The sequence below is a fragment of the Micromonospora sp. NPDC002389 genome (genome assembly GCF_040296095.1).
Classification (GTDB): domain Bacteria; phylum Actinomycetota; class Actinomycetes; order Mycobacteriales; family Micromonosporaceae; genus Micromonospora.
In genome coordinates this window covers 1-21790 of the sequence record NZ_JBEOWP010000008.1, presented here as the reverse complement: position 1 = coordinate 21790, position 21790 = coordinate 1, and the positions used below count along the sequence as shown (strand labels likewise).

The 21790-nt window shown below is 72.5% G+C and carries 19 protein-coding genes and 1 pseudogene; 8 read left to right on the top strand and 12 right to left on the bottom strand.

What is annotated here, in order from left to right; translation table 11 throughout:
* Positions 1-30: 30 nt before the first annotated feature.
* Positions 31-1038: a hypothetical protein gene (locus ABT008_RS16790; protein ID WP_350697131.1), complete on the bottom strand. Its 1008-nt coding sequence runs from the start codon at positions 1036-1038 to the stop codon at positions 31-33.
* 430 nt (positions 1039-1468) lie between these two features.
* On the opposite strand from ABT008_RS16790, the gene ABT008_RS16785 reads away from it, so the two are divergent.
* Complete coding sequence (locus ABT008_RS16785; RefSeq protein WP_350697130.1) at positions 1469-2503, top strand: LCP family protein; 1035 nt, start codon at positions 1469-1471, stop codon at positions 2501-2503.
* 5 nt (positions 2504-2508) lie between these two features.
* Here ABT008_RS16785 and ABT008_RS16780 read toward each other — a convergent pair whose 3' ends face one another.
* The 11 genes from ABT008_RS16780 to ABT008_RS16730 are packed head-to-tail and all read right to left on the bottom strand — an operon-like array spanning position 2509 to position 15545.
* Entirely contained in the window at positions 2509-3363 is an 855-nt protein-coding gene (locus ABT008_RS16780) for a TylF/MycF family methyltransferase (protein ID WP_350697129.1), read from the bottom strand.
* A 31-nt stretch (positions 3364-3394) separates the two neighbouring features.
* Positions 3395-5317 carry a hypothetical protein gene (locus ABT008_RS16775; RefSeq protein ID WP_350697128.1) on the bottom strand — a complete coding sequence of 641 codons (1923 nt, stop codon included), beginning with the start codon at positions 5315-5317 and terminating at the stop codon, positions 3395-3397.
* Positions 5317-6531 carry a glycosyltransferase family 4 protein gene (locus tag ABT008_RS16770; RefSeq protein WP_350697127.1) on the bottom strand — a complete coding sequence of 405 codons (1215 nt, stop codon included), beginning with the start codon at positions 6529-6531 and terminating at the stop codon, positions 5317-5319. The genes ABT008_RS16775 and ABT008_RS16770 overlap by 1 nt, the downstream gene beginning before the upstream one ends.
* Positions 6531-7472: a glycosyltransferase family 2 protein gene (locus ABT008_RS16765; protein WP_350697126.1), complete on the bottom strand. Its 942-nt coding sequence runs from the start codon at positions 7470-7472 to the stop codon at positions 6531-6533. Before ABT008_RS16765 ends, ABT008_RS16770 begins: the two co-directional genes overlap by 1 nt.
* Positions 7472-8773, bottom strand: coding sequence for an O-antigen ligase family protein (locus ABT008_RS16760; protein ID WP_350697125.1), 1302 nt, complete (start codon positions 8771-8773; stop codon positions 7472-7474). The genes ABT008_RS16765 and ABT008_RS16760 overlap by 1 nt, the downstream gene beginning before the upstream one ends.
* Positions 8770-9930 (bottom strand): glycosyltransferase, encoded by a 1161-nt coding sequence (locus ABT008_RS16755; protein WP_350697124.1) that lies wholly within the window; start codon positions 9928-9930, stop codon positions 8770-8772. Before ABT008_RS16755 ends, ABT008_RS16760 begins: the two co-directional genes overlap by 4 nt.
* On the bottom strand, positions 9923-11260 hold the full coding sequence (locus ABT008_RS16750; protein ID WP_350697123.1) for a glycosyltransferase family 2 protein: 1338 nt from the start codon (positions 11258-11260) through the stop codon (positions 9923-9925). The genes ABT008_RS16755 and ABT008_RS16750 overlap by 8 nt, the downstream gene beginning before the upstream one ends.
* Positions 11257-12111 (bottom strand): class I SAM-dependent methyltransferase, encoded by an 855-nt coding sequence (locus tag ABT008_RS16745; protein WP_350697122.1) that lies wholly within the window; start codon positions 12109-12111, stop codon positions 11257-11259. The genes ABT008_RS16750 and ABT008_RS16745 overlap by 4 nt, the downstream gene beginning before the upstream one ends.
* Positions 12111-12959, bottom strand: a complete 849-nt coding sequence (locus ABT008_RS16740; RefSeq protein WP_350697121.1) for a class I SAM-dependent methyltransferase — start codon at positions 12957-12959, stop codon at positions 12111-12113. Before ABT008_RS16740 ends, ABT008_RS16745 begins: the two co-directional genes overlap by 1 nt.
* Complete coding sequence (locus ABT008_RS16735; protein ID WP_350697120.1) at positions 12956-14515, bottom strand: lipopolysaccharide biosynthesis protein; 1560 nt, start codon at positions 14513-14515, stop codon at positions 12956-12958. The genes ABT008_RS16740 and ABT008_RS16735 overlap by 4 nt, the downstream gene beginning before the upstream one ends.
* Positions 14508-15545, bottom strand: a complete 1038-nt coding sequence (locus ABT008_RS16730) for a sugar transferase (RefSeq protein ID WP_350697119.1) — start codon at positions 15543-15545, stop codon at positions 14508-14510. Before ABT008_RS16730 ends, ABT008_RS16735 begins: the two co-directional genes overlap by 8 nt.
* Positions 15546-15847: 302 nt before the next feature.
* On the opposite strand from ABT008_RS16730, the gene ABT008_RS16725 reads away from it, so the two are divergent.
* From ABT008_RS16725 to ABT008_RS16695, 7 genes and pseudogenes are all read left to right on the top strand, one after another.
* Positions 15848-16840 carry a GDP-mannose 4,6-dehydratase gene (locus ABT008_RS16725; RefSeq protein WP_350697118.1) on the top strand — a complete coding sequence of 331 codons (993 nt, stop codon included), beginning with the start codon at positions 15848-15850 and terminating at the stop codon, positions 16838-16840.
* A gap of 290 nt (positions 16841-17130) precedes the next feature.
* Entirely contained in the window at positions 17131-17274 is a 144-nt protein-coding gene (locus ABT008_RS16720; protein ID WP_350697117.1) for a hypothetical protein, read from the top strand.
* Positions 17271-17825: a hypothetical protein gene (locus tag ABT008_RS16715; protein ID WP_350697116.1), complete on the top strand. Its 555-nt coding sequence runs from the start codon at positions 17271-17273 to the stop codon at positions 17823-17825. Before ABT008_RS16720 ends, ABT008_RS16715 begins: the two co-directional genes overlap by 4 nt.
* A complete protein-coding gene (locus ABT008_RS16710) occupies positions 17815-19455 on the top strand; it encodes a glycosyltransferase (protein ID WP_350697115.1) in 1641 nt (546 codons plus the stop codon). Before ABT008_RS16715 ends, ABT008_RS16710 begins: the two co-directional genes overlap by 11 nt.
* On the top strand, positions 19443-20300 hold the full coding sequence (locus tag ABT008_RS16705; RefSeq protein ID WP_350697114.1) for a choice-of-anchor P family protein: 858 nt from the start codon (positions 19443-19445) through the stop codon (positions 20298-20300). Before ABT008_RS16710 ends, ABT008_RS16705 begins: the two co-directional genes overlap by 13 nt.
* A 3-nt stretch (positions 20301-20303) precedes the next feature.
* Complete coding sequence (gene wecB, locus ABT008_RS16700) at positions 20304-21476, top strand: non-hydrolyzing UDP-N-acetylglucosamine 2-epimerase (RefSeq protein WP_350697113.1); 1173 nt, start codon at positions 20304-20306, stop codon at positions 21474-21476.
* Positions 21477-21642: 166 nt separating this feature from the next.
* Positions 21643-21790, top strand: a pseudogene (locus tag ABT008_RS16695) (type I glutamate--ammonia ligase); the annotation flags it as partial.

Sequence of the window (21790 nt, the reverse complement as noted above, 5' to 3'; positions counted from 1 at the left end):
CGGCCCGCGAAGGGCCGGTCGGCGGTGTCCCTAGACCGCGCGGGCCACGCAGATGCGGGCGTTCAGTCGGGGTCCGGCCTCATAGAGCATGTACGACACCCCGCCGTCGGTGCCGAACGCCGGTGACGCCACCCGGCCGTTGTCCGAGGCGATCGGCCGGTGGAAGACACCCAGGTGCACCTCGCGGTCGAAGTTGTTGCCGACCTCGGTGAGGTACATGTTGCCGTTGTTGCCGTGGTACGCCAGGTACGCGGTGCCGTTGCGCTTGAGCAGGTGCGGCGCGGAGATGTCGGTGAGGCCGTCTCCGGCGGGCGACACCAGCGGGTTCGGCGCGAACTGCCATCCGCTCCAGCCGTTCGGCGACCAGCCCCAGAAGATCTTCCGGGTGCCGGGTCCGATGGTGTGGGCGCCCATGAAGACCATCACGTACCGGTTGCCCTTGCCGGCCACCGAGTGCTCGAAGACCCGCGCGTACGAGGTCTCGGTGGTGTTCGGCACCAGCCGGGTCGACAGGATCGGGGTCTCGTCGGTGAACCGGACGCCGTCGGTGGAGCGGGCCACCCGGGTGGTGAAGTTCTCGCCGTGGAAGTACAGGTAGAACTGCCGGGTCGGGGCGTCCCAGACGACGTGTGGCGACGACACGTGGCTCACCGTCGTGGTCGGCAGCACCCGGTCGACGACCGGGTTGCCGGAGTACTCGGTGTAGGGGCCTTCGAGCCGGTCGGCGTAGGCGAGGCAGATGCCGCCCGGCGCGTCGTGCGGCGCGTAGTAGAGGTAGTAGCGGCCGAGGTAGTTGCTGATCTTGTCGTAGACGCCACGGACGCACGGGAAGATGAACTCGCGGGTCGGGTTGTAGCGCAGCGACGCCGGCAGCGCGTCCCGGACGTACCGGTAGGTGGGGAAACCTGCGGGGGCGGCGGCGGCCGGTGCGGACGTGACGGCGAGGCCGACGCCGGTGGTCGCGCTCGCGACTCCGGCCGCCGCCACACCGCGCAGCAGCGCGCGTCGGGTGAAGGGGCTCTCGGGGGTACGGGTCATCGTTCCCTCCGTTCAGGATGGACGACGGGGGCAGGGGACGGGACCGGGCGGGACGGGTCAGCGGACGCCGGTCACCCACGGCGAGCGGCCGATACGCTGCGAATACTCGCCCCGAACCGGTTCATTTGATCGATGAGTCTGCGCGTGCGGTTACCCGGCGGTCAAGACGCTAATACGAATTAGCACAGCGATCCCGGGAGCGCCCGACGCACCCGCGCCACCGTCGCCGGCCGCCCTTTCATCCCGCCGCCGGCCGAGGTGGGCCAGGTCGACTCCCGGCAGCCCGCCGCGGCCGCAGCATCGGAACTTTTGCACCTATTTGCACCATTTAGGAGATAATTGATAGATCACGCGGTCTGTCGCGGGGCGGCCGACGGACGGTCGCCGCCAGCGCGAGCCCCGGATCAGAGACGAGAAGGCGCTGAACGACATGACGAACGACATCGCACCGGCGAGTATCCGGCGACGGCTGACGGGATGGCAGAAGGCCACGATCGCCCTGGTCGCGCTGCTCGGCGTCGCCTGCGCCGGGCTGGTGACGCTCGGCGTCGGCCTCAAGCACCGGTACGAGAGCCGGGTGCAGCGGGAGGACATCCTCGGCCAGGGCACCGCGCCCCGCGACGACGAGCGGTGGGCCGAGGGACCGTTGAACCTGCTGCTGCTCGGCTCGGACTCCCGGGAGGGCGAGCCGGACCAGGGCCTCTACCCGGGCCAGCGGTCGGACACCATCATGCTGGTGCACCTGAATGCCGCACGGGACGCCGCCACGGTGGTGTCGATCCCCCGGGACAGCTACGTCGACGTACCGGCGCGGGAGGGGAGCTGGGCCGGGGGCAAGAACAAGATCAATGCGGCGTTGGCGTTCGGTGGGGCCTCCCTCGCGGCCGAGACCGTCCACCGGCTCACCGGCGTGACCATCGACGGCGTCCTGGTGGCCAACTTCGCCGCCGTCCGGCAGATCGTCGACGCGATCGGCGGCATCACGGTGTGCCTGCCGTACGAGGTGCTCTCCACCGACACCGGGACCCGGTGGTCGATCGGCTGCCACCAGCTCGACGGGCGCAACACCGACGACCTGATGCGGCAGCGGCACCACGTGCCCGGCGGCGACTTCGGTCGGATCCAGAACCAGCAGTTCGTGGTACGGGCCATCGTGGAGAAGGTCACCTCGGAGAACCTGCTCACCGACCCGGCCCGACTGGACCGGGTGCTGACCACCACGGCGGAGTCGTTGACCGTGGACCGGGACCTCGACCTCACCGAGCTGGTGCTGGCGGTCCGGCGGATCTCGGCGGCGTCCCTGCGGTTCGTCACCGCTCCCGCCGCCGACACCGACCTGACGACACCGGCCGGTTCGTCGGTGCTGCTGGACGAGGAGCTGTCCGCCGCCCTGTTCACGGCGGTACGCGAGGACCGGCTCGACGAATGGTTCGCGAGCCGGTCCGCCACGTCAGCGCCGAACTGAGCGGTTCACCTCGTCCGCTGCCAGTACCGGCAGGTCCAGTCGACCTGGTGCAGCTCGTCGGTGATGCCGTGCTCGGCCCGGAAGTCGTCGACCGCCTGCTTGCAGCCGCGTACCGCGTGGTAGTCGTCCACGATGACATACCCGCCGACGGAGAGCTTCGGGTAGAGGCTGCGCAGCGCGACCATGGTCGAGTCGTACAGGTCGCCGTCGAGCCGGATCAGCGAGAGCCGCTCGACCGGCGCGGTGGGCAGCGTGTCCTTGAACCATCCGGGCAGGAAGTGCACCCGGTCGTCGAGGAGCCCGTACCGGCGGAAGTTGTTCTTGACCTGGTCGAGCGAGACGGCGAGGAACGGCTGCGTCCATAGTGCGTCCTCGACGTCCTCGACCCGGTGCGCCTCCGGCTTGGGCAGGCCGCGGAACGAGTCCGCCACCCAGACCGAGCGGCTCTGGTCGCCGTACGCCTGCAACATGCCGCGCATGAAGATCACCGCGCCGCCGCGCCACACCCCGGTCTCGATCAGGTCACCCGGTACCTCCTGCGCCAGCACGTCGCGCAGGCACCGCTCCAGGTTGTCGAGCCGGCGCAGACCGATCATCGTGTCCGCCTCCGGCGGCCAGTCCCGGCCGTTGGCCCGCGCGTCGGCGTCGAACGGGAACTTCAGCACCAGTTCCAGGCCGCGCCGTTGCAGCAGGTGCTTGTACCGGGCGTACACCCGGCCGTGCAGTGACCTCGCCCGGGGCTGGTACGGCATCCACGTCTCCTGGAAGACGTATCGGGTCAGCGCCTTCTTCAACAGGTCGCAGTACATCGCCCGCGGGTCGCTGAGAGTGGACGGCAGGTGGGTGAGCGTCTCGCTCATCGGTTACTCCTTGATCGGTACTCGGTGCGGTTCAGTTGGACGGCCAACGGGGACCGTCGGGTGTGGTGTGTCGGTGGTGGTCGAGGTCGGGGACCGGCTCGCCACGGAGGTACTGCGGGGCGACCGGTGCGTCCGCCGGGCGGCGCAGCGGTGCCGGCTCGATCGGGGCCGCCGCGGCGGACCGGTGGACCCGTCCGGACGTCTCCGCGCGCGGCGCCAACGGTCGGCCCAGGGCCGAACCCACCGCCTCGCGGCCACCCGCGACCAGCGGGGTGGACCAGGGCTGCACGTCGTCGATCGGCGAGGGCGGACCCGAGCGCCAGCGGGCGGTGACCTTGACGTCCTGGTGGGACTGCCGGGGCGGCGCCGGGGTGAGGTGCTCGACGCGGGGCGGCGCCGGGGTGAGGTGGTCGACGCGGGCGGGCGTCGGCCGCACGTCGGTGACCACCTCGACCGGTACGGTCTGGTCGCCGGTGGGCGACGGGCCGGGCCGGGCCGGCTCGGGCGAGGTCGGCGGACCGGCGTGGGCCACCGGCGGCAGCTCCCGGGCCCGGTGCAACCCGCCCACCTCGCGGACCCGGTGCGCGCCCGAGGGCACCCGCCGCACGGGCCGCAGGCTCGTGCGGCCCGGCAGGGCCGGCGGCGCCACCTCGTCGGCGTCGGGCTGGCCGGCCCGGTCGATCGCCCCGACGGCGACGATGCCGGCCAGCGGCAGGTTCAGACGGCGCACCAGCCGCGCCGCCCGGGTCGCCTCGGTCAGGTTCGTGTGCCCCGCCGCCACCACGAGCAGCACCCCGTCGACGTGGTCGGCCAGGGTCGCGGTGTCACACCCGGCCAGCACCGGCGGGGCGTGCACGATCACGCAGTCCTCGGTGTCGGCCAGCACGTCGAGCACCTGGCCGAGTTCCCGCGCGTGCACGGTGGTCAGGCTCTCCCGTGGCTCGGTCGGCAGCACGGTCAGCGTCGGCAGGTCGGGCATCGGCGTCGGCGTGTGCTGCCCGGTCCGTACCTGCTGCCAGGTGAACGAGGCGTCCGGGAAGTGCCCGGCCAGGGCCGGGTCCCGCACCGCCGCGTCGATGACGGTGACCTTGCGCCGCTCGGCCGCCATCGCCAGCCCGAGCAGGGCGCTGACCAGCGTGGCGCCGTCGTCGCCGTGCACGCTGGTGACCAGCAGGCGCCGTCGGGACGAGGTGGTGAGCACGCTGAGCGCGGAGACGGCGGACCGGGTGGAGGTTGCGATGTCCCGCCGGGCGAACAGCGCGGCGGCGTGGTGCCGGGCGAACCGCTTCGGCAGGTGCGGGAGGGCGCCGACGACCGGCAGGCCGAGGCGCGACTCCATCTGCGCGATGTCGCGCAGCCGGCGGTCGAAGCGGTCACGCAGCACCGTCGCACCCCAGCCGGCCAGCAGACCGACGAGCGCGCCCAGGGCGCTGTTCAGCAGCGGTTTGGGGAACGCGGGCCCGGTCGGCACGCTCGCGGTGTCCACCACCCGTGTGGTGACCACCGTGTCACCGCCCAGCCTGAGGCGTTCCAACTGCTCGCCCATGGCCTGGCTGACGGCGTTCGCGATGGCGGCGGCCCGGCCGGCGGAGGCCGCGTCGGCCCGTACCGTGACGATCTGGAGTCCGGGTTCGAAGGTGCCGTGCACGTTGCCGGTGACCGCCCGCTCGGGCAGGCCCAGTCGACCGGCGGCGGCGAGGGCCACCTCCCGAGAGCCGATCAGCTTGGCGACGGTGGGCGCCAGGTTCTGGGCGAGCGCGAGGCTCATCTCCGCCGGGCGGTCACCCTCGGGCGTGTCGGCCACCACCAGGACGGAGGCGTGCGCCTCGTACCGGGCCGGCAGCAGCGGCGTCACCGCCTGCGCCGCCGCCAGCCCGGCGAGCAGCCCGAGCAGCGGCAGGGCGATCCGCCGGCGGCTGGTGTCCAGCAGGTCGTTGAAGTCGACGGTACGCATCACGCGGCCACCTCCCGGTCCGCGTCGTCGCGGACCTTCTGACCGGCTCGCGCCGGGACGGGTACGGACATTCGTTCCTCGTGCAGTTGTCGCCAGACCCGGTCCAGCCGGTCGGCGATCCGGTCCCAGGCGAACTCCCCGGTCGCCCGGCGCAGCCCGGCCTCGGACAGCTCGCGGGCCATAGCCGGGTCGTCGCGCAGCCGGCCGAGCCGGTCGGCGAGCGCGGTGACGTCCCCGGCGGGGAAGATCAGTCCGGCGTCGCCGACGACGTACGGAATCTCGCCGACGTCGCTGCCGACCACCGGGACGCCGCAGGCCATCGCCTCGACCAGCACCCGGCCGAACTGTTCGCGCAGCGGGATGCCGACCCACGGCAGCACGTTGCGCTGCACGATCTCCAGTGCGGGCAGCACCAGCACGCTCATCTGCGCCAGCAGGTCGGGCAGCTCGGTGTGGCCGGTCCAGCCGTGTCGGCGGACCCGTCCGGGGCGGCGTCGCGCGGCCCGGTCGACGTCGTCGTCCAGGCTGCCCCCGCCGACCAGCACCACGTCGCAGTCGACGAGTTCGGCCGCGCGCAGCAGGTCCAGCACGCCCTTGTGCGCCTCGAACCGGCCGACGAACCCGACCGTGAAGGGCCGCCCGGTGTCCGGCTCGGGACGGGGACGGAAGATCCTGGTGTCCACCCCCAGGGGAACGGTCGTGGCCGCGCCCCGGTAACCCTTGACCCGCAGCACCTGCCGGGCCGCCGGGGTGATCGGCAGGACCATGTCCACTCGGCGGTACGCGTACCGTTCCAGCAGCGGGAACGGCATCGGGAAGCGGATCACCACGTTCTGCGCGGCGTACAGGGTCGTCGGCGCCGTCGGCCAGTGCCGGCGGCACATCCGCAGGACCTGCCAGGTCGACAGGTACCCGGCCTCGCCGATGATGTGCACCACGTCCGGCGGCGGCGACACCGACGGTCCGCTCCGCCCGCCGAAGCGCACCATGACCGACGCCATGTGGCCGGTCCGCCCCTCCCCCAGCCGATGCGGCAGCAGATGCGCCCGGAAACCGGGATGCCGCCGACCGAGCCGGTCGAACTCCAGCCGCGTGGTCGCTGACACGTCGGCCGCCAGCACGGTAAGCCGGAGGTCGGGTCGCTCGCAGAGCGAGTCGAACAGGTCGATCCAGTGCTCGGTGCGCGCCCCGACGACCGTGATGAGTACGTGCATCAGTGGTTTCCTCCGATGTGGAGACGGGTGACCGCGATCCGGCCCACCCGGGTCCAGGCGCGCATCCGTGCGAGACCGGCCCGTGGTTGCAGAGACAGCCGTACGGTGGCCAGGGCCACTCCCAGCAGCGCCCGGAGCAGGACGACGGCACGCACGGCCCGTCGGGACCGGGGTCGGTGACGGCTGAAGAACACCAGCATGCTGCGGTAGAGGTGGGGCCAGATCCAGGCCGGGTCGCTGCTGCTCGCCCCGCCGCTGTGGGTCGCGGCCACCGACGGCAGATAGAGCACCTCGGCGCCCCGACGACGGGCCTGGAGGCAGAGCTCCTCGTCCTCGTAGTACATGAAGTACGCCTCGTCGAGCCCGCCGACGGCGGTGAAGAGGCTGGTGCGTACGGCGAGGCACGCGCCCGAGACCCAGTCGACCGGGGTGGGTTCGGCACCGCGCAGGCACGCCTCGTACGCCGCGCGACGGTGTCGTCCGCCGAGCAGGCGGCGTACCGGTGCCGGCACCAGCGGTCCGCCGAACCGGCTGGCCACCACCGTGCTGAGCGTCTCGAACGGGTGCGCACTGACCGCCACCCGGCCGGTGGCGTCGCGCAGCCGTGGCCCGGCGATGCCGACGTCCGGGCGGCCGAGCACCGCACCGACCAGGGCCCGCGCGGTCTCCGGCGGCACCACGCAGTCCGGGTTGACCAGCAGCAGCACCTCGCTGCGGACACCGCAGGCGGCCCGGTTGACGGCGGCGGCGAAGCCCACGTTGCCCTGGCCGGCCACGACCGTGACCTCGGGAAAGTCGGACCGGACCAGCGCCACGGTGCGGTCGGTGGAGCCGTTGTCGACCAGCCGGACCGGCAGGCCGGCCTGCCGCAGCGCGGTGAGCGCGGCGCCGATCTGCCCCGCCGAGTTGTACGTCACCACGATCGCCGTCGCCTCGCCCATCACGACACCGCCTCGGGGATCCGGGCGGGCGACGGCAGCCGTCCGGGATCTCGGTTCCGGCGCTCGCCCACGGTCAGCAACGCCAGCGCGGGCAGCAGCCCGAGTTCCCAGTGCCCGTCGGTGGGGGCGGCGAACACCGCCGCGCCGAGGAAACCGCAGCACAGGGCAGCGAACGGCAGGGCCGCGCCGTCCCGGTCGACGAGTCCGCCCCGGATGCCGCGAAGCACCGGCCAGAGCACCAGGGCCAGCCCGAGCAGGCCGACGTTGGCCAGCAACGTGACGTAGAAGGCGTGGTAGACCGGGCCGACGTCGGTGAGGGCGAAGTCGGCCAGGTAGACGTCGGCGGTGGACTGCCCGAGGCCGGCGCCGAGGACCGGCCGCTGGGCGAAGACGTCCAGCCCGACGACGGACTCCGAGGCGCGGTAGCCGGCGGACTGTTCGAGCCCGGTGGCGATCTCCTGCGCGCGCTCGCGTACGCCGGGATCGAGGGCCAGTAGGGCGGCGACGACGCAGCCGGTGGCGGCGGTCGCGGCCAGCCCGGTGCGGACCGCCCGGCCGCCGAAGACCAGCATGATCAGCAGGGTCACCCCGGCGGCGAGCCAGATCCCCCGGTACGACGCGAGCACCACGTCGATGGCGAAGAAGCCGGCGAGCAGCACCGAGGCCACCCGGCGCCAGCCTCGGGCCCGTCCGGCGTACCAGATCAGGGGCGGGACGGCGAGCAGCGTGAGCAGCCCGCCGTGCCGGCCGGGGACGGTCATCGAGATGGCGGCCAGGACCGCCACGACGCCGACGTAGAGCAGCCCGGCGGCGATCAGCCGGCGATCCGTGGTGAGGGTGTGCGTGGCCAGGAAGAAATAGAGCGGGAGGATGGCGATCTGGTATCCGGCGACGACCACCTCGGTGGGCAGGTTGCCGATGGCGAGGCCGTAGCAGGCGGCGGCGACGGTCAGCCCGATCACCACCAGCATCCCGCTGTCGGCGGCGGTCCGTCGGCCGCCCCGGCCGACGCCGAGGGCGTAGCGGATCAGCAGGGCGGTCGCGCCGACGGCCAGCAGCAGCAGGTGCGCGGCCACGTACGTGCGGACGTCTCCCCCGCCGACCAGTCCACCGGCCACCGCACCGCCGACGATCCCGACCGGCAGCACGGTCCACGGCCAGAGCAGGAAGACGGCGAGGAACACCAGCGCGCCGGTGGCGGCCATCGCCATGATCCCGGGCAGCATGGTGGCCATCGAGACGACGGTGCCGAGTGCGGCACCGGCGGTGGCCACGCCCGCCCCGACCACGACCCGGTTCACCGGGCCAGCCCCGCGAGCAGTCGGTGCAGGTGCTCTCCCCGGGCGGTCCAACTGTTCTCGGTGGCCACCGCGCGGCGGCGGGCGACCTGGTCCGGGGCGGTCGCCTCGGTCAGCGCGGCGGCGATCGCGGCGGCGAAGGCGTCGGGGCCGGCGGCGAGGCGGACCACCTCGGTCAGCGCGGTCAGCGCCGGCAGCGGTGTCGCGACCACCGGCTTGCCGAGCGCCAGGTACTCGTAGCACTTCTTCGGGTGCACGTAGTCGACCAGGCCGCCGATCCGGTACGGGATCACCGTCACGTCGCAGGTGCGCAGCGTCGCCGGCAGGTCGGCGTACGGGATGGGGCCGGTGAGCAGCACGTTGGCCAGCCCGGCCAGGGGTGCCCGGCCGGCGGGGGTGCTCGGGCCGATCAGCAGGAACGTCCAGTCGGGGTGGGCCCGGGCCACGGTGGCGACCAGTTCGGCGTCGAAGGCCCGGGTGTCGACGGCTCCGCAGTACCCGATCAACGGTCGGGACGGCGTGACCGGGCGGGGCACGGTCGGTCCCTGCGGGGCGAAGTGCTCCGGGTCGCAGGCGTTGGGCAGCACCACCGGCGCGTGCCGGCCGGCCGGCATCCGGGTCGGTAGCGCGGCCGAGGAGGCCAGCACCAGGTCGGCGGCGGCGACCGCCCGATCGAGGCTGCGGCGCAGGTGGCGTCGGTTCCACCGGCGGGTGAAGGTCCAGTCCAGGTCGGTCGCGTCGTAGACCACGGCGTCGGCGTCGAGCCGGTCGGCGCAGGGCGCGGCCAGGTCCTCGTCCAGCCAGACCAGCCGTACGCCCGCCGGGTCGTGGCGCAGCCAGCGCCGCAGCGCGGCCACCGCCACCCGCCGGTTGACCGCGTTGGCCGCCGGCAGGTGCCGGCCGAACGGGGCCGGGGTGGGCGCCACGGCGTGCCAGACGGCGGGCTCGACCCGGCGCACGGTCGTGCCGGTGCGGACCCCGAGCCCCGGCGGGTCGACGAACAGCACCCGGTATCCGGTGGCGAGCTGCCGGGCCAGGGCGTGTTGCCGGTGCGCGCCGCCGTGCCAGGGTGCGGCGCTGAAGTAGACCACCCAGTCGGCGGCGGTCCCCGCCGCGTCGGGCGGGGCGGTCCGGGATTCCCGGCTGCCCAGGTCAGTCATGGCCGGCCCGCTGTCTGACCGGCACCCGGCGGACGGCCGGCAGCACCTCGTCCTCGCCGACGCGGCCGAGCACCGGTCGGGCGGTGTCGTCGTCGAGCCGGAGCAGCCGGGCACCGGCCTGGCGGTCCAGCCAGCGCCGGACGGCAGCGGCGGCGAAGCGCCGGTTGACCGTGTCGGCGGTCCGCAGCCGCGCGCCGAAGGGCAGCGGGGTGGGCGGGGTGAGGTGCCAGGCGGTGTCGTCGATGGGGGTGATCCGGCTGCGCCAGCGTGGGCGGGGTGCCGGCGGGTCGACCAGCAGCAGGCGTCGGTCCGGGTCGTCGAGCAGCGACTCGGTGATCACCGCCTGGTCGGCCTCCGGGGTGGAGGGGGTCCGGGTGAACACGATCAGCCAGTCCCGGATGTCGCCGTCGGGCAGCGGGCCGACGTCGCCCCGCAGGGCGGCTCGCAGGTCGGCGAGGGTGAGCTGGACGTTGCGCCCGCAGATCCGCTTGACCGCGTGGTCGATCAGGACGACCATCCGGAACAGCGCGACCCGGTGACCGGGCTGGGTCAGCCGCAGGTAACCGACCAGGCTGCCGAGCAGGTGGCGGAAGCGGATGGCCGGGCCGAGCAGCCGACAGGAGGCGCCCCGGACGTGGGTCACCACGGCGTCCGGGATCATCCACAACTGCTGACCGGCCCGGTCGAGTTGCCGGGCGAGGATGGCGTCGTTCCAGTAGACCGGGAACCGCTCGTCGAAGATGTGGTGCGCGGGCAGCGCCGCGCGGCGCAGCAACATGCAACTGCCCGAGGCCAACCGGCGGGGGCGGCTGAAGTCCTGACCGCGCATCTGGAAGGTGTGCAGCGCCTGCCGGAACCCGGGGACCCGACGCAGCGCGGTGACCAGGGCCAGCGACGCCGGGAAGCTGGGCTGCTGCACGTAGTGCTGTTGGAAGGTGCCGTCGGGGTTGAGGTAGAGCGGGCTGACGCCGGCCGCCTCGGGCCGGTCGCGCAGGAACGACACCATTGTGGACAGTGCACCGGGGTGGAAGGCGACGTCGCTGTTGAGCAGCAGGATCAGCTCACCACGCGCCTGCCGGTACGCCTGGTTGACGGCGGCGGCGAAGCCGACGTTGCGGGCGTTGCGGATCAGGCGTACGCGGGGCGAGCGGGCAAGCAGGTCGGCCGAACCGTCACGGGAGGCGTTGTCCACCGCCACCACCTCGTAGTCGAGGTCGGGTGGCACGGTCGCGGCCAGCGACTCCAGACACTGCCGGGTCTGCTCCCGGGTGTTCCAACTGATCAACAGGATGGACAGCGACGGCGGCGTGTCCTGGTGTTCGGGGCTCATCGGGTCACCCCCGTGGCGTCGCGGCGGGCGAAGACGCGCAGCAGGTCACCGAGGAGCGGGTGGCGCATCCGGGGTGAGCGGCTGGCGGCGACGTCGGCGACGAGCAGGTCCCGGGCCTGCCGCAGGCGCGCCATCGGTCGCCAGTAGAACCGGGAGAAGACCGTGTCGTACGAGACGACCTCGAAGCCGGTCTGGCGGAGCATCCGGGTCAGCGTGGCCGGGGTGAAGTGCCAGCGGTGGTACTCGGGCGCCACCGCCGGCCACTGGTGACCGAGACGGTTGGCGGCGGCCGAGGCGATGTTCGGCACCTCCAACGCCAACCACCCACCCGGCGTCAACACGTCCCGCGCCGCCTGCAGGAACCGACGCGGATCGTCCACGTGCTCCAACACATGCCACGCACACACCACATCCGCCCGCAACGACGGCGCGACCTGCTCGAAATACCCCTGCCGCACCGGCACACCCAGGTGATCCACGGCAAACGCCGCCGCCACCCGCGACACCTCCACCCCGGTCACCGTGAAACCGGCACCCCGCGCCGCCTCCAGGAAATAACCACCCGCACACCCCGCCTCCACCAACACCGACGGCCCCACCACCGACGACAACCACCGCAACCGCCGCCCCGCCTCGAACCGACGCTGTCGGCTGGACGAGAAGTAGTCCTGGTAGCCGTCGGTCAGGTAGTACGCCTCGTCGTACAGCTCGTCCGGGGGCACGGCGGGGCCGGCGGTCCACAGGAAGCCGCAGTCGGTGCAGCGGCGCAGCACGCCGTCCAGTGCCGGGGCGGCCCGGCCGTCCCGTCCGCACAGCGCGCAGGTGGTCAGTTCGTCGTCTCTGAGCTTCATCAGCCGTTCCGTCCGTCTCGCGGTCTGCGGGCGATCACCCGCAGGAGGTCTCCCCGCCACCGATGGGTCAGGCGGGGCGAGCGCAGGTTGATCAGGTCCGGCGGCAGCAGCCGCCGCGCGTGTCGCATCCGGTATGCGACGGGCATGTAGAACCGGAAGACCGTGGTGTCCTGCCGGACCACCTCGAATCCGCTGGCGGTCAGCAGTCGGGTCAACGAGGTCGGGGTGAAGTGCCAGGGGTGGTACTCCGGTTGCAGGCCGGGCCAGCGGTGGCCGAGGCGACGCGCGGCGGGCGAGGCGATGTTCGGCACCTCCAACGCCAACCACCCACCCGGCGTCAACACGTCCCGCGCCGCCTGCAGGAACCGACGCGGATCGTCCACGTGCTCCAACACATGCCACGCACACACCACATCCGCCCGCAACGACGGCGCGACCTGCTCGAAATACCCCTGCCGCACCGGCACACCCAGGTGATCCACGGCAAACGCCGCCGCCACCCGCGACACCTCCACCCCGGTCACCGTGAAACCGGCACCCCGCGCCGCCTCCAGGAAATAACCCCCCGCACACCCCGCCTCCACCAACACCGACGGCCCCACCACCGACGACAACCACCGCAACCGCCGCCCCGCCTCGAACCGGCGGGGCGCGGCCAGGAAGTAGTCCTCGTAACCACCGCCGGTGAAGTAGTCCAGGTCGTAGCGGGCCGGGGCGGCGTGCGGGTCGGGCACGGTCCAGCCGAGCCCGCAGCCGGTGCAGCGGCGCACGACGCCGCCGAGGTCGTCCCGGTGCGGTTGGCCGTCGCCGCAGTTGAGGCAGGTGGTGGGGCGGACGTCGAGGCTCATCGGCGTACTCCTGGGGTCAGCGTGCGGGCCCGCCGGGCCAGCGACCGCAGCCGGGCCCGCTCGTCGGTGCTCAGGTATCCGCAGCCGACGAGCAGCGCGGCGGCGAGCGTCAGCGTCAGGCCCGCGCGGGTGGTCACGGCGAGCGCCGCCCCGAGCCGTCCCGGGCCGTCCGGCAGGGATCCGACCAGGGCGGCCGTGGCGAGGCCCGCCACGGTGGCGGCGGCGATCGGCGGCCAGAGCGTGCGCAGCACCGGCCGGATCGGACGCGCCGTGGCCCGGTGGAAGTGGGCCAGGAAGTACCCGGTGGCGAACACCACCGCCAGCGCCGTCGCGGTCGGCACGCCGAGCGGTCCGGCGAGCATCAGCAGCGGTACGGTCAGCGCCACATTGAGGGCGACCGACAGCAGCACGTAGCGGGTCTCGAGACCGGGGCGACCCTCGACCCGGGCGACGATGGTGGCCGCACCCATGATCAGGTTGAGGGCGTACGCCGGAGCCAGGATGGCGATGGTCGCCCCGGCCCAGGAGACCGGGTGTCCGAGCCAGAGCCGCACCAGCGGGTCGGCGCTGACCATCAGGGCCGCCGCCGCCGGGGCGAGGAAGACGGCCAGGTGCCGCACCGTGGTCAGGTAGAAGGCGTCGAGCCAGGCCCGCCCGCCGGTGACCGAACGCCGCACCGCGGCGGGAAAGAGCACCAGCAACGCGAAGCCGGGCGGCAGGCGCAGCAGGTTGAGCAGGCGGGTGCCGAGGTCGGCGTCACCGGCGACCGCCGGGCCGAAGAACCCGCCGAGCACCAGCCGGTCGAGTTCCACGTTGACCGCGGCGGCGCCGCTGGAGACCTGGACCCGCAGGCCGTACCCGCCGACCCGGCGCAGGTCGGGTCCGGCCAGGCGACCCCAGCGGGGCGTCAGGTCGCGGTGCCGGTGGTACGCCGCGGCGGCGAGCAGGATCGTCCGGATCGCGCCGGTGGACGCGGCAGCCGCGGCGAGCGCGACCAGCCCGCCGCCGAGCCGGACCACCGCGATCGTGAGCACCGCGCCGAGGACCGCTGTCACCGCGTTCACCAGGGCGAGTGCGCCGTAGCGCTGGACGCCTTCGAGGACCGCGCGCCAGGGCAGTTCCACGCCGCTGGCCACCACGCCGAGCAGCAGCCACAGGGTGGCGTGCCACGCGTCTCGGGTCAGCTCGCCGAGCCGCAGCAGTTGGGCGATCCACGGCCAGCCGGCGGCAAGTGCGGCGAAGGTGAGCCCGCCCAGCACGAGCCCCCAGGTCAGACCGAGACCGAGCAGTCGACGCAGGACGTCGGCGCCACCGGCCTCGGTCTCCGCCGCCGCCACCTCCCGGACCAGCGCGGAGCCGAGGCCGAGGTCGAAGAGGGCGGCGATGGCGAGCAGCCCGGTCAGCAGCACCCAGACGCCGAACGCCTCCGGCCCGAGGTGCTGATAGACGACGGGCAGCGAGACCAGGCCGGCCAGCGCCATGATGATCCGGGCGCCCAGCATGCTCAGCGTGTTGCGGGTCAGCCGCGCGCCGACCGTGCCGGCGGGGCTAGCCACGGGGGAATCCCCGGATCAGCTCCAGGGCGGTCAGCGCCAGCAGGGTCAGGTCCACCCGCAGCGATCGGCAGTTGAGGTAGAGCAGGTCACAGCGCAGCTTCTCCTCGACCGTGGCGGCGTAGCCACCGGTGAGCTGGGCGAGCCCGGTGAGTCCGGGCCGGACCAGGTGGCGCAGGTCGTAGTGCGGCAACTGCCGGCACTCGGCGATGAACTCGGGCCGCTCCGGACGGGGACCCACCAGGCTCATGTCCCCGCGTACGACGTTCCACAGTTGCGGGAGTTCGTCGAGCCGGCTACGCCGCAGCAGGCGGCCGACGCGGGTGATCCGGGGGTCGTCCGGTTGGGCGAGCACCGGCCCGGTCTCGCGTTCCGCCCCGGGTCGCATGGTGCGGAACTTGACCATGGAGAACAGTCGTCCACCCGCGCCGACGCGTTGCTGGCGATAGAACGGCGGTCCGGTGCAGGACACGACCACGGTGATGGCGAGGATCAGCGGCAGCACCAGGATCGCGCTGAGCGCGATGACGCCGAGGTCGAGGTAGCGCTTGACGCGTTCGCCGGTGCGACGGTGCGGTCCCGAGCGGAGCCGGATCCAGGGCAGCCCGCCGAAACGCCGGAGGCTGGGCGTGGGCAGCAGTCCGTAGACCGGCCGCGCCAGCACCAGGATCTCCACGTCCAGTTGCTGGCAGGCGGCCACGATCGGCTCGTCGATGCTGTCCAGCGAGTTCTTGAGCAGCAACAGCTTGGGCCGCAGGCGTCGGAGCACCGCGGTGAGCTGCTCGACCTCGGCGGGTACGGGCAGCCGGAGGACGACGTCGAACTCGTCGTTGAGCCGGTCCGGACGTGCGGGTGTCTCCACCGGCTCGATCACCAACGCACGGACGCGACCGCGTGCCGGTACCGCCGTCTGCTGTCCCGAGCCGCGCCGGTGACCGTTGAGCAGGAACTCACGGCCGTGTCGACGCACCGGCTCCGGGGCCACCGTTCGCAGATTCTCGTCGAACGGGACGGCGACCGACGGTTTCTCCATGTGGTCTCATCCCCCTCGCCACGCAGCAGCGCGCTCCCCTGAATGCCCTCGACAGCACTATGAACGATTCAGCGGCATAAACAGTTCATTTGCCGCAAAACAAAGCTTTTTCGTTTATGGTAATGGACATCCCTTTGAGGACGATATGTCAGAATGTTCCTGCTCATAGCGGAGAATTGGCTGGTCACACCGCCGATGTCCGCAGAACCGACCACCCCGCCGTCAAGGAGTTCACGATGGAAGTTCCGCCGAACGGAGCCGAGCCATCCGCGCAAGGCAGCTCGGTTCCCAATCGCGTACTGGTGACCGGTGGAGCCGGATTCATCGGAAGTCACGTCGTCGCACGCCTGATGCTGATGGGCATCCACGTCAAAGTGCTCGACGACTTCTCGACCGGTCGGGTCGAGAACCTCGCCGACGCCGCGTACGGCGGGCTGTCGCAGTCGGATGTCCTGCGGGGTGACATCCGCACCGCCGAGGCAGTCGACGTGATCCACGAATGGAAACCCGAAGTGGTGGTGCACCTCGCCGGCCAGGGCAGCCTCCAGGCCGCCCGGGAGTCGCCGCTGTTCGACGCCGACGTGAACACCTTCGGCACGATCAACGTGCTGGACGCCTGCGCCCAGAGCGGAGTCCGGCTGTTCGTGCACGCGGCGAGCAGCGCGATCTACGGCACCGTCTCCTCGGACGCGCTGCCGATCCGGGAGGACCGCCCGCTGGCGGCTACCAGCCCGTACGGCATCAGCAAGGCGGTCGGGGTCTGCTACCTGGACTGGTACCGGCGTGAGCACGGCATGGCGTACACCGCCCTGGCCTTCGGCAACGTCTACGGCCCACGCCCGTCCGGCGGCGGCACCAGCGTGGTGGCCCTGATGACCGAGGCGCTGCTGAACGGCCATCCGCCCACCATCTACGGCGACGGCGAGCAGACCCGCGACTACGTGCACATCGCGGACGTGGCCGACGCGGTGGCCCGCGCCTGCCACTATCCGGGCGCCGGGTTGCTCAACATCGCCACCGGCCGGGAGACCAGCGTCAACGACCTCTTCGAGCTGGTGTGTTCGGTGGTCGGGGTGGACTGCGATCCGCACTACGCGCCGCACCCGCACCCGCAGGAGGTACGCCGGATGGCGCTGGACAGCAGCAAGGCCCTCGCCCAACTGGGCTGGCGTCCGACCATCGGGCTGACCGAGGGAGTGCAGTTGACCGTGCGGGAGGCACGACGGCGGCGCACCGGCGGCGCCCAGCGCACCTACCAGCCGCGTCAGGGCCAGCCGGTGGGCGTCGGCCACTGACCCACCGCACCACCTCACCGACCTCTGTCATCTCGTAGCGCCCGGCAACCGGCCGGGCCGGTCGGCTCGCGTTCGCGCAGCCCGACCGGCCCGGCCGGCGGCCGGGCGCTTCGCGCTGCCCCGGCGCAGCCGCCCTGCGCCGCGTGACGGGGCCGTTTCGCGCACCCCGCCGGCCCAGCCCTGTCGCGAACTTCCGTCACGTTGGAGGAAAATCCGCTCCGTACACTCATGTCCGATATGTTCGCTTTGACCCGCTTACGGGCAGCGTTCCAACGGAGAGGTGAGGGCGGATGTACCCGACGAAAGGTCCGGCGATCGGCGGAGGTCTCGCGACGACCGGAGTGGCGATTCAGTCCTGGCTGCTCGTGGGGATCGGACTGATCCTGCTCGGTGCCGCCCTGTGGCTCGCCACCTTCGTGAGCCGACCCAGATGAGCGAGAAGCCGACCACCCGGTCCACCGTGGCGAGTTGGTTGCAGGCATCGCTCGGCGCGGTCTGCGGCGTGGCCCTGGGCGCCCTGCTGCTGAAGCGATGGCACGACGTGGCGGTGGTCGAGGCGTGGCTCAACGCGCGGCTCGTCGCCGCGATCGGGCTGGCCGACACCGACTCCATCGGCGCGGCCGTCATCTTCCCGCTGGACCAGCGCTGGGTCGGCTTCCTGGTCTCCACCGGATGCTCGGTGGCGCTGCTGCTGATTCCGCCGTTCGTGCTGGCCGCGTTGCTGGTCGGCTTCCGGCGGGTGACCCTGACCCGGGGTCTGGTCGCGGTGGCGCTGGCCGTCGGGCTGCTCGTGGTGGTCAACCAGATGCGCCTCGCCGCCGTCGTCGCGTCGATGCGGCTGTGGGGCTTCGAGGTCGGCTACCAGCGCAGCCACGTTCTGATCGGCTCGGCGATCAGCACCGTCGGGCTGATCGCCGTCGCCATCGTCTTCCTCTTCCTGGTGGGGCGCGGGGGCCGGGTACGGAGGTCCGCAGGTGCCCGTTGAGATCCAGTCCCTGGCCGTCCTGAACACGGCGGCGTTCCTGCTCTGCGTCTACTTCTGCGCCTACGTGCTGAGCATCCTGGTGCTGCACCTGCGGACCCAGCGCTCCCACGGCGGCGACCACACCGGCTTCGACTGGCACATCGTCATCCCGTGCCGCAACGAGGCCAGCGTCATCGCCGACACCCTGCACCGGTTGCTGCGTGACCTGCCGGACGTCACCGTCTGGTGCGTCGACGACGCGTCCGACGACGGCACCGACGCGGTCCTGCACTCATTCGCCGCCGATCCCCGCGTCCGGGTCGTCTCCCGCCGGCTGCCCGACGCCGTTCAGGGCAAGGGGGCGGCGCTGAACGCCGCGTGGCAGACGATCGAACGCCACCTGCCGGCGGACGCCGACCCGGAGCGGATCATCCTCGGGGTCCTCGACGCCGACAGCTACCTGGACCCCCGGTGCCGTTCCGCGCTCGCCGGCCCGCGCTACTTCGGCACCGCCACGGTCGCCGCCGTGCAGGTCGAGGTCCGCATGATCCAGTGCGCCCGGCCGACCACCGGACTGGGCCGGCTGGCCCGGCTGCTGGTCCGCCTGCAGGACATGGAGTTCCGGGCGCCGATCGCCGCGATGCAGTCGCTGCGCCGCTACACCGCGAGCGTGGCGATGGGCGGCAACGGCCAGTTCACCCGGGTGTCGCTGCTCAAGCAGCTCGCCGCCGCGCACGGCACGCCCTGGCACGGCGCCCTGCTGGAGGACTTCGAGCTCGGGCTGCACATCCTGCTCCAGGGCAGCCGCACCGAGTACTGCGCGGAAAGCTGGGTCGCCCAGGAGGCGTTGACCAGGATCCGGCCCCTGATCCGCCAACGGACCCGGTGGGCCCAGGGCTCGATGCAGTGCGGTCGCTATCTCGCCGCCATCCTCCAGTCCCGGCGGATCAGCAACTCGGCCACGCTGGAGATCGCCCACTTCCTCGCGGCACCGTGGTTCCAACTCCTCGGCACCCCGGTCTATCTCGGCTGCCTCGCCGTCCTCGGCTGGTACGTGTCGCACACGCCGGGCGGACTGACGGGCTGGTGGACGGCGGGTGGTTGGGGCGTACTGCCGCTGATCGTGGTCTTCGGGGTCCTGCCCTTCGCGATCTGGGGTCTGGTCTACCGCAACCGCTCCGAACCACACCTGTCCGTCTCCGCCGCGATCGGCCTCGGGGTCAGCCACTGGATCTACAGCTACGTCCAGTCGGTGGCCGTCTGGTTCGCCTTCGCCCGCATGCTCACCTCCCGCTCGGAGTGGCAGAAGACCGCCCGGAACGCCGATCAGACTCCGGCCCCCGACGACGTGCCCACCCCACCGGCACCCATCACCACCACCGGCAAGGCCACCACGGCCACCGCCACGGCCACGACCACCGGCAGGGCCACCGTGACGGGCAAGGCCGCCGTGCCCTTCACCGCCACCGTGCCCGGCACCGCCACTGTCCCTGGCACCGCCGCGGTGAGCGGCATCGCCACCGTTCGGCGCCCGCACTACCGCCCGCGCGGCACGGTCTCCGTGCCGCAACCCCCGGTGCAGCCCACCCCGTTCGACCGCCCCGACGTCACCGTCAGATACAGGAAGAGAGATCTCACATGCACAAAGTAAGGTCCGGCGTCGCCCGGGCTGCGACGGCGATCGCCGGCGGTCTGGTGATGGCCCTGGCCGTCGCCTCACCAGCGATGGCCGACACCTCGCAGTCCAGCGCCTCCGCACTGCAGATCAGTCTCGTCGGAGGCGGTCTGGCGAGTTCCGGCACTGCGAGCGCCACCAACGACGGCACCACGGAGTCGATCTCGGGCAACACGAATCCGCCGCTGGCGGTGCTCGGTGGTCAGACCGTCATCACCGCCGGTGTGCTCGGGCAGTCCGTCCGCGCCTACAACGACGGCACCTCCGCCGCCTGTGCCGGCGTGCTCGGCGCCGGTGGTGCCATCACCATCGGGGCCGGCGGCTCGTGCATCGTGACCCCCGGCTCCGAGGTGACCCTCACGCTGGGTACCAACGGGCTCGCCTCGATCAGCCTCGTCGCGGACGCCATCTACTCCGAGTGCACCGCGACCAGCAGCCCGTCGGCGACCGGCTCGGCGACCCTGGTCAACGCCCGCATCGTCTCGACCCTGCTGGGCATCCCGACGACGCTGCTCAGCCTGCCCGCCAACCCGGCACCCAACACCGGATTGAGCGTGCCGGGACTGCTGAACCTGACCCTGAACGGGCAGACCAGCTCCACCACCGGGCAATTGAGCGTCACCGCACTGGACCTGTCCGCGCTGGGCGGCACGCTCGCCTCGGTGGTCATCGGTTCGTCCAGCTGCGGCGTCAACGCCGTGGCACCGCCCATTCCGGTGATCCCGCTGGCCGGCGCTCCGGTCGCGCTCGGTCTCGGCGCGGTCGTCGCCGGCGCCGGCGGCTTCTTCCTGCGCCGTCACCGCGCCGCGCGCCGGAGCTGACCGATGGGTCGTGACAGAGTGGGGCTCCGCCAGATCATGGTTTTGGCCGGTACCCGTCCCGAGGGTGTCAAGATCGCGCCAGTGGTGCGCCTGCTCTGTCACGACCCACGCCTGACGGTGACGGTGGTCGACACCGGCCAGCAACCCGGCCGGGTGGACGAGGCGTTGGCGCCGTTCCGGCTCCACGCCACAGCCACCCTGAGCGTCGCCCGGGACACCGGCACGCTGGCCGAACTCGCCGCCGGGTTGAGCACCGCCGTGGAGGGTCTGTTCGCCCTCCGCCGGCCGGACGCGGTGGTGGTGCACGGGGACACCACCACCGCGCTGGTCGGCGGGCTGGTGGCCTTCTGGAACCGGATACCGGTGATCCATCTGGAAGCCGGCCTCCGCAGCCACGACCTGGCACAGCCCTTCCCCGAGGAGGCCAACCGGGCCATGCTCGCCCGGATCGCCGCGCTGCACCTGGCCCCGACCACCACCGCACGGGACAACCTGCTGGCCGAGGGCGTACCCGCCGACCGCGTCGTGGTCACCGGCAACACCGTGGTGGACGCGGTGCACACGCTGCTGCGGGAGGGCCTGGCCCGCGTACCGTCCTGGGTGGACCCGCGTCGCCGACTGATCGTGGCGACCGCGCATCGACGGGAGAACTGGGGCACCGGGATCAGCCGGGTGCTGGGGGCGCTGACCCGGGTCACCGCGACACACTCCGACGTCGAGCTGGCGCTCATCACCCATCCGAACCCACGCCTGGCCGCACAGGTCCGGGCCGGGGTCGAGGGTGCGTCGAACGTCCGCCTGCTGCACCCGCTCCCCTACCCCGACATGATCGGTCTGCTCCGCGCCGCCCGGGTGGTCGTCACCGACTCCGGCGGCCTGCAGGAGGAGGCCGCCAGCCTCGGCGTACCCGTCGTGGTGACCCGGGCCGCGACCGAACGGCCGGAGATCGTCGCGCAGCGCCTGGGCGACCTGGTCGGCACCGACCCCGACCGGATCGTCCGCGCGGTGTGCGACCGGCTCGACCACCCGACGCCGAGCACGGAGAGCCTGGCCTTCGGCGACGGCCACGCGGCCCGGCGCTGCGGGCGGGCGATCACCGCCCTGCTGGGTCTGCCGGACGCCCCGTACCCGCGCCGCCGGCCCCCGGCCGCCGTGCCGCGCGCCACCCCGGTCTGAGTCGTCCCGCCCGGACGACGGGCTCGGCGACGTCGTGATCGGGCCGGAGCGAAGCCGGGCGGATGGCCGACGCGAAGCCACGCGTCGTCGTACCGTCAGGTCATGGCTGGCCGACCGCGCAGGTCCGGCCGCCGCGCTGGCCGATGTTCGGACGAGGGAGGGCTCCGTGTTCACCGACCCCCAGGAGCTTCCGCGCTATCTGGCGACCGAGGACGTGACGTTCGTCGACGTACGTTTCTGTGACCTGCCCGGTGTGATGCAGCATTTCAATCTGCCGGTGGAGTCTGTCGACGACAACTTCTTCACTGATGGTC

What these genes read in the sequence shown, in the direction of transcription:
- ABT008_RS16740 (WP_350697121.1), bottom strand. Translation starts at nt 12,959, where the DNA reads ATGAGCCTCGACGTCCGCCCCACCACCTGCCTCAACTGCGGCGACGGC.
- ABT008_RS16780 (WP_350697129.1), bottom strand. Translation starts at nt 3,363, where the DNA reads ATGAGCGAGACGCTCACCCACCTGCCGTCCACTCTCAGCGACCCGCGG.
- ABT008_RS16730 (WP_350697119.1), bottom strand. Translation starts at nt 15,545, where the DNA reads ATGGAGAAACCGTCGGTCGCCGTCCCGTTCGACGAGAATCTGCGAACG.
- ABT008_RS16715 (WP_350697116.1), top strand. Translation starts at nt 17,271, where the DNA reads ATGAGCGAGAAGCCGACCACCCGGTCCACCGTGGCGAGTTGGTTGCAG.
- ABT008_RS16770 (WP_350697127.1), bottom strand. Translation starts at nt 6,531, where the DNA reads ATGCACGTACTCATCACGGTCGTCGGGGCGCGCACCGAGCACTGGATC.
- ABT008_RS16745 (WP_350697122.1), bottom strand. Translation starts at nt 12,111, where the DNA reads ATGAAGCTCAGAGACGACGAACTGACCACCTGCGCGCTGTGCGGACGG.
- ABT008_RS16765 (WP_350697126.1), bottom strand. Translation starts at nt 7,472, where the DNA reads ATGGGCGAGGCGACGGCGATCGTGGTGACGTACAACTCGGCGGGGCAG.
- ABT008_RS16720 (WP_350697117.1), top strand. Translation starts at nt 17,131, where the DNA reads ATGTACCCGACGAAAGGTCCGGCGATCGGCGGAGGTCTCGCGACGACC.
- wecB (WP_350697113.1), top strand. Translation starts at nt 20,304, where the DNA reads ATGGGTCGTGACAGAGTGGGGCTCCGCCAGATCATGGTTTTGGCCGGT.
- ABT008_RS16785 (WP_350697130.1), top strand. Translation starts at nt 1,469, where the DNA reads ATGACGAACGACATCGCACCGGCGAGTATCCGGCGACGGCTGACGGGA.
- ABT008_RS16755 (WP_350697124.1), bottom strand. Translation starts at nt 9,930, where the DNA reads ATGACTGACCTGGGCAGCCGGGAATCCCGGACCGCCCCGCCCGACGCG.
- ABT008_RS16790 (WP_350697131.1), bottom strand. Translation starts at nt 1,038, where the DNA reads ATGACCCGTACCCCCGAGAGCCCCTTCACCCGACGCGCGCTGCTGCGC.
- ABT008_RS16775 (WP_350697128.1), bottom strand. Translation starts at nt 5,317, where the DNA reads ATGCGTACCGTCGACTTCAACGACCTGCTGGACACCAGCCGCCGGCGG.
- ABT008_RS16705 (WP_350697114.1), top strand. Translation starts at nt 19,443, where the DNA reads ATGCACAAAGTAAGGTCCGGCGTCGCCCGGGCTGCGACGGCGATCGCC.
- ABT008_RS16750 (WP_350697123.1), bottom strand. Translation starts at nt 11,260, where the DNA reads ATGAGCCCCGAACACCAGGACACGCCGCCGTCGCTGTCCATCCTGTTG.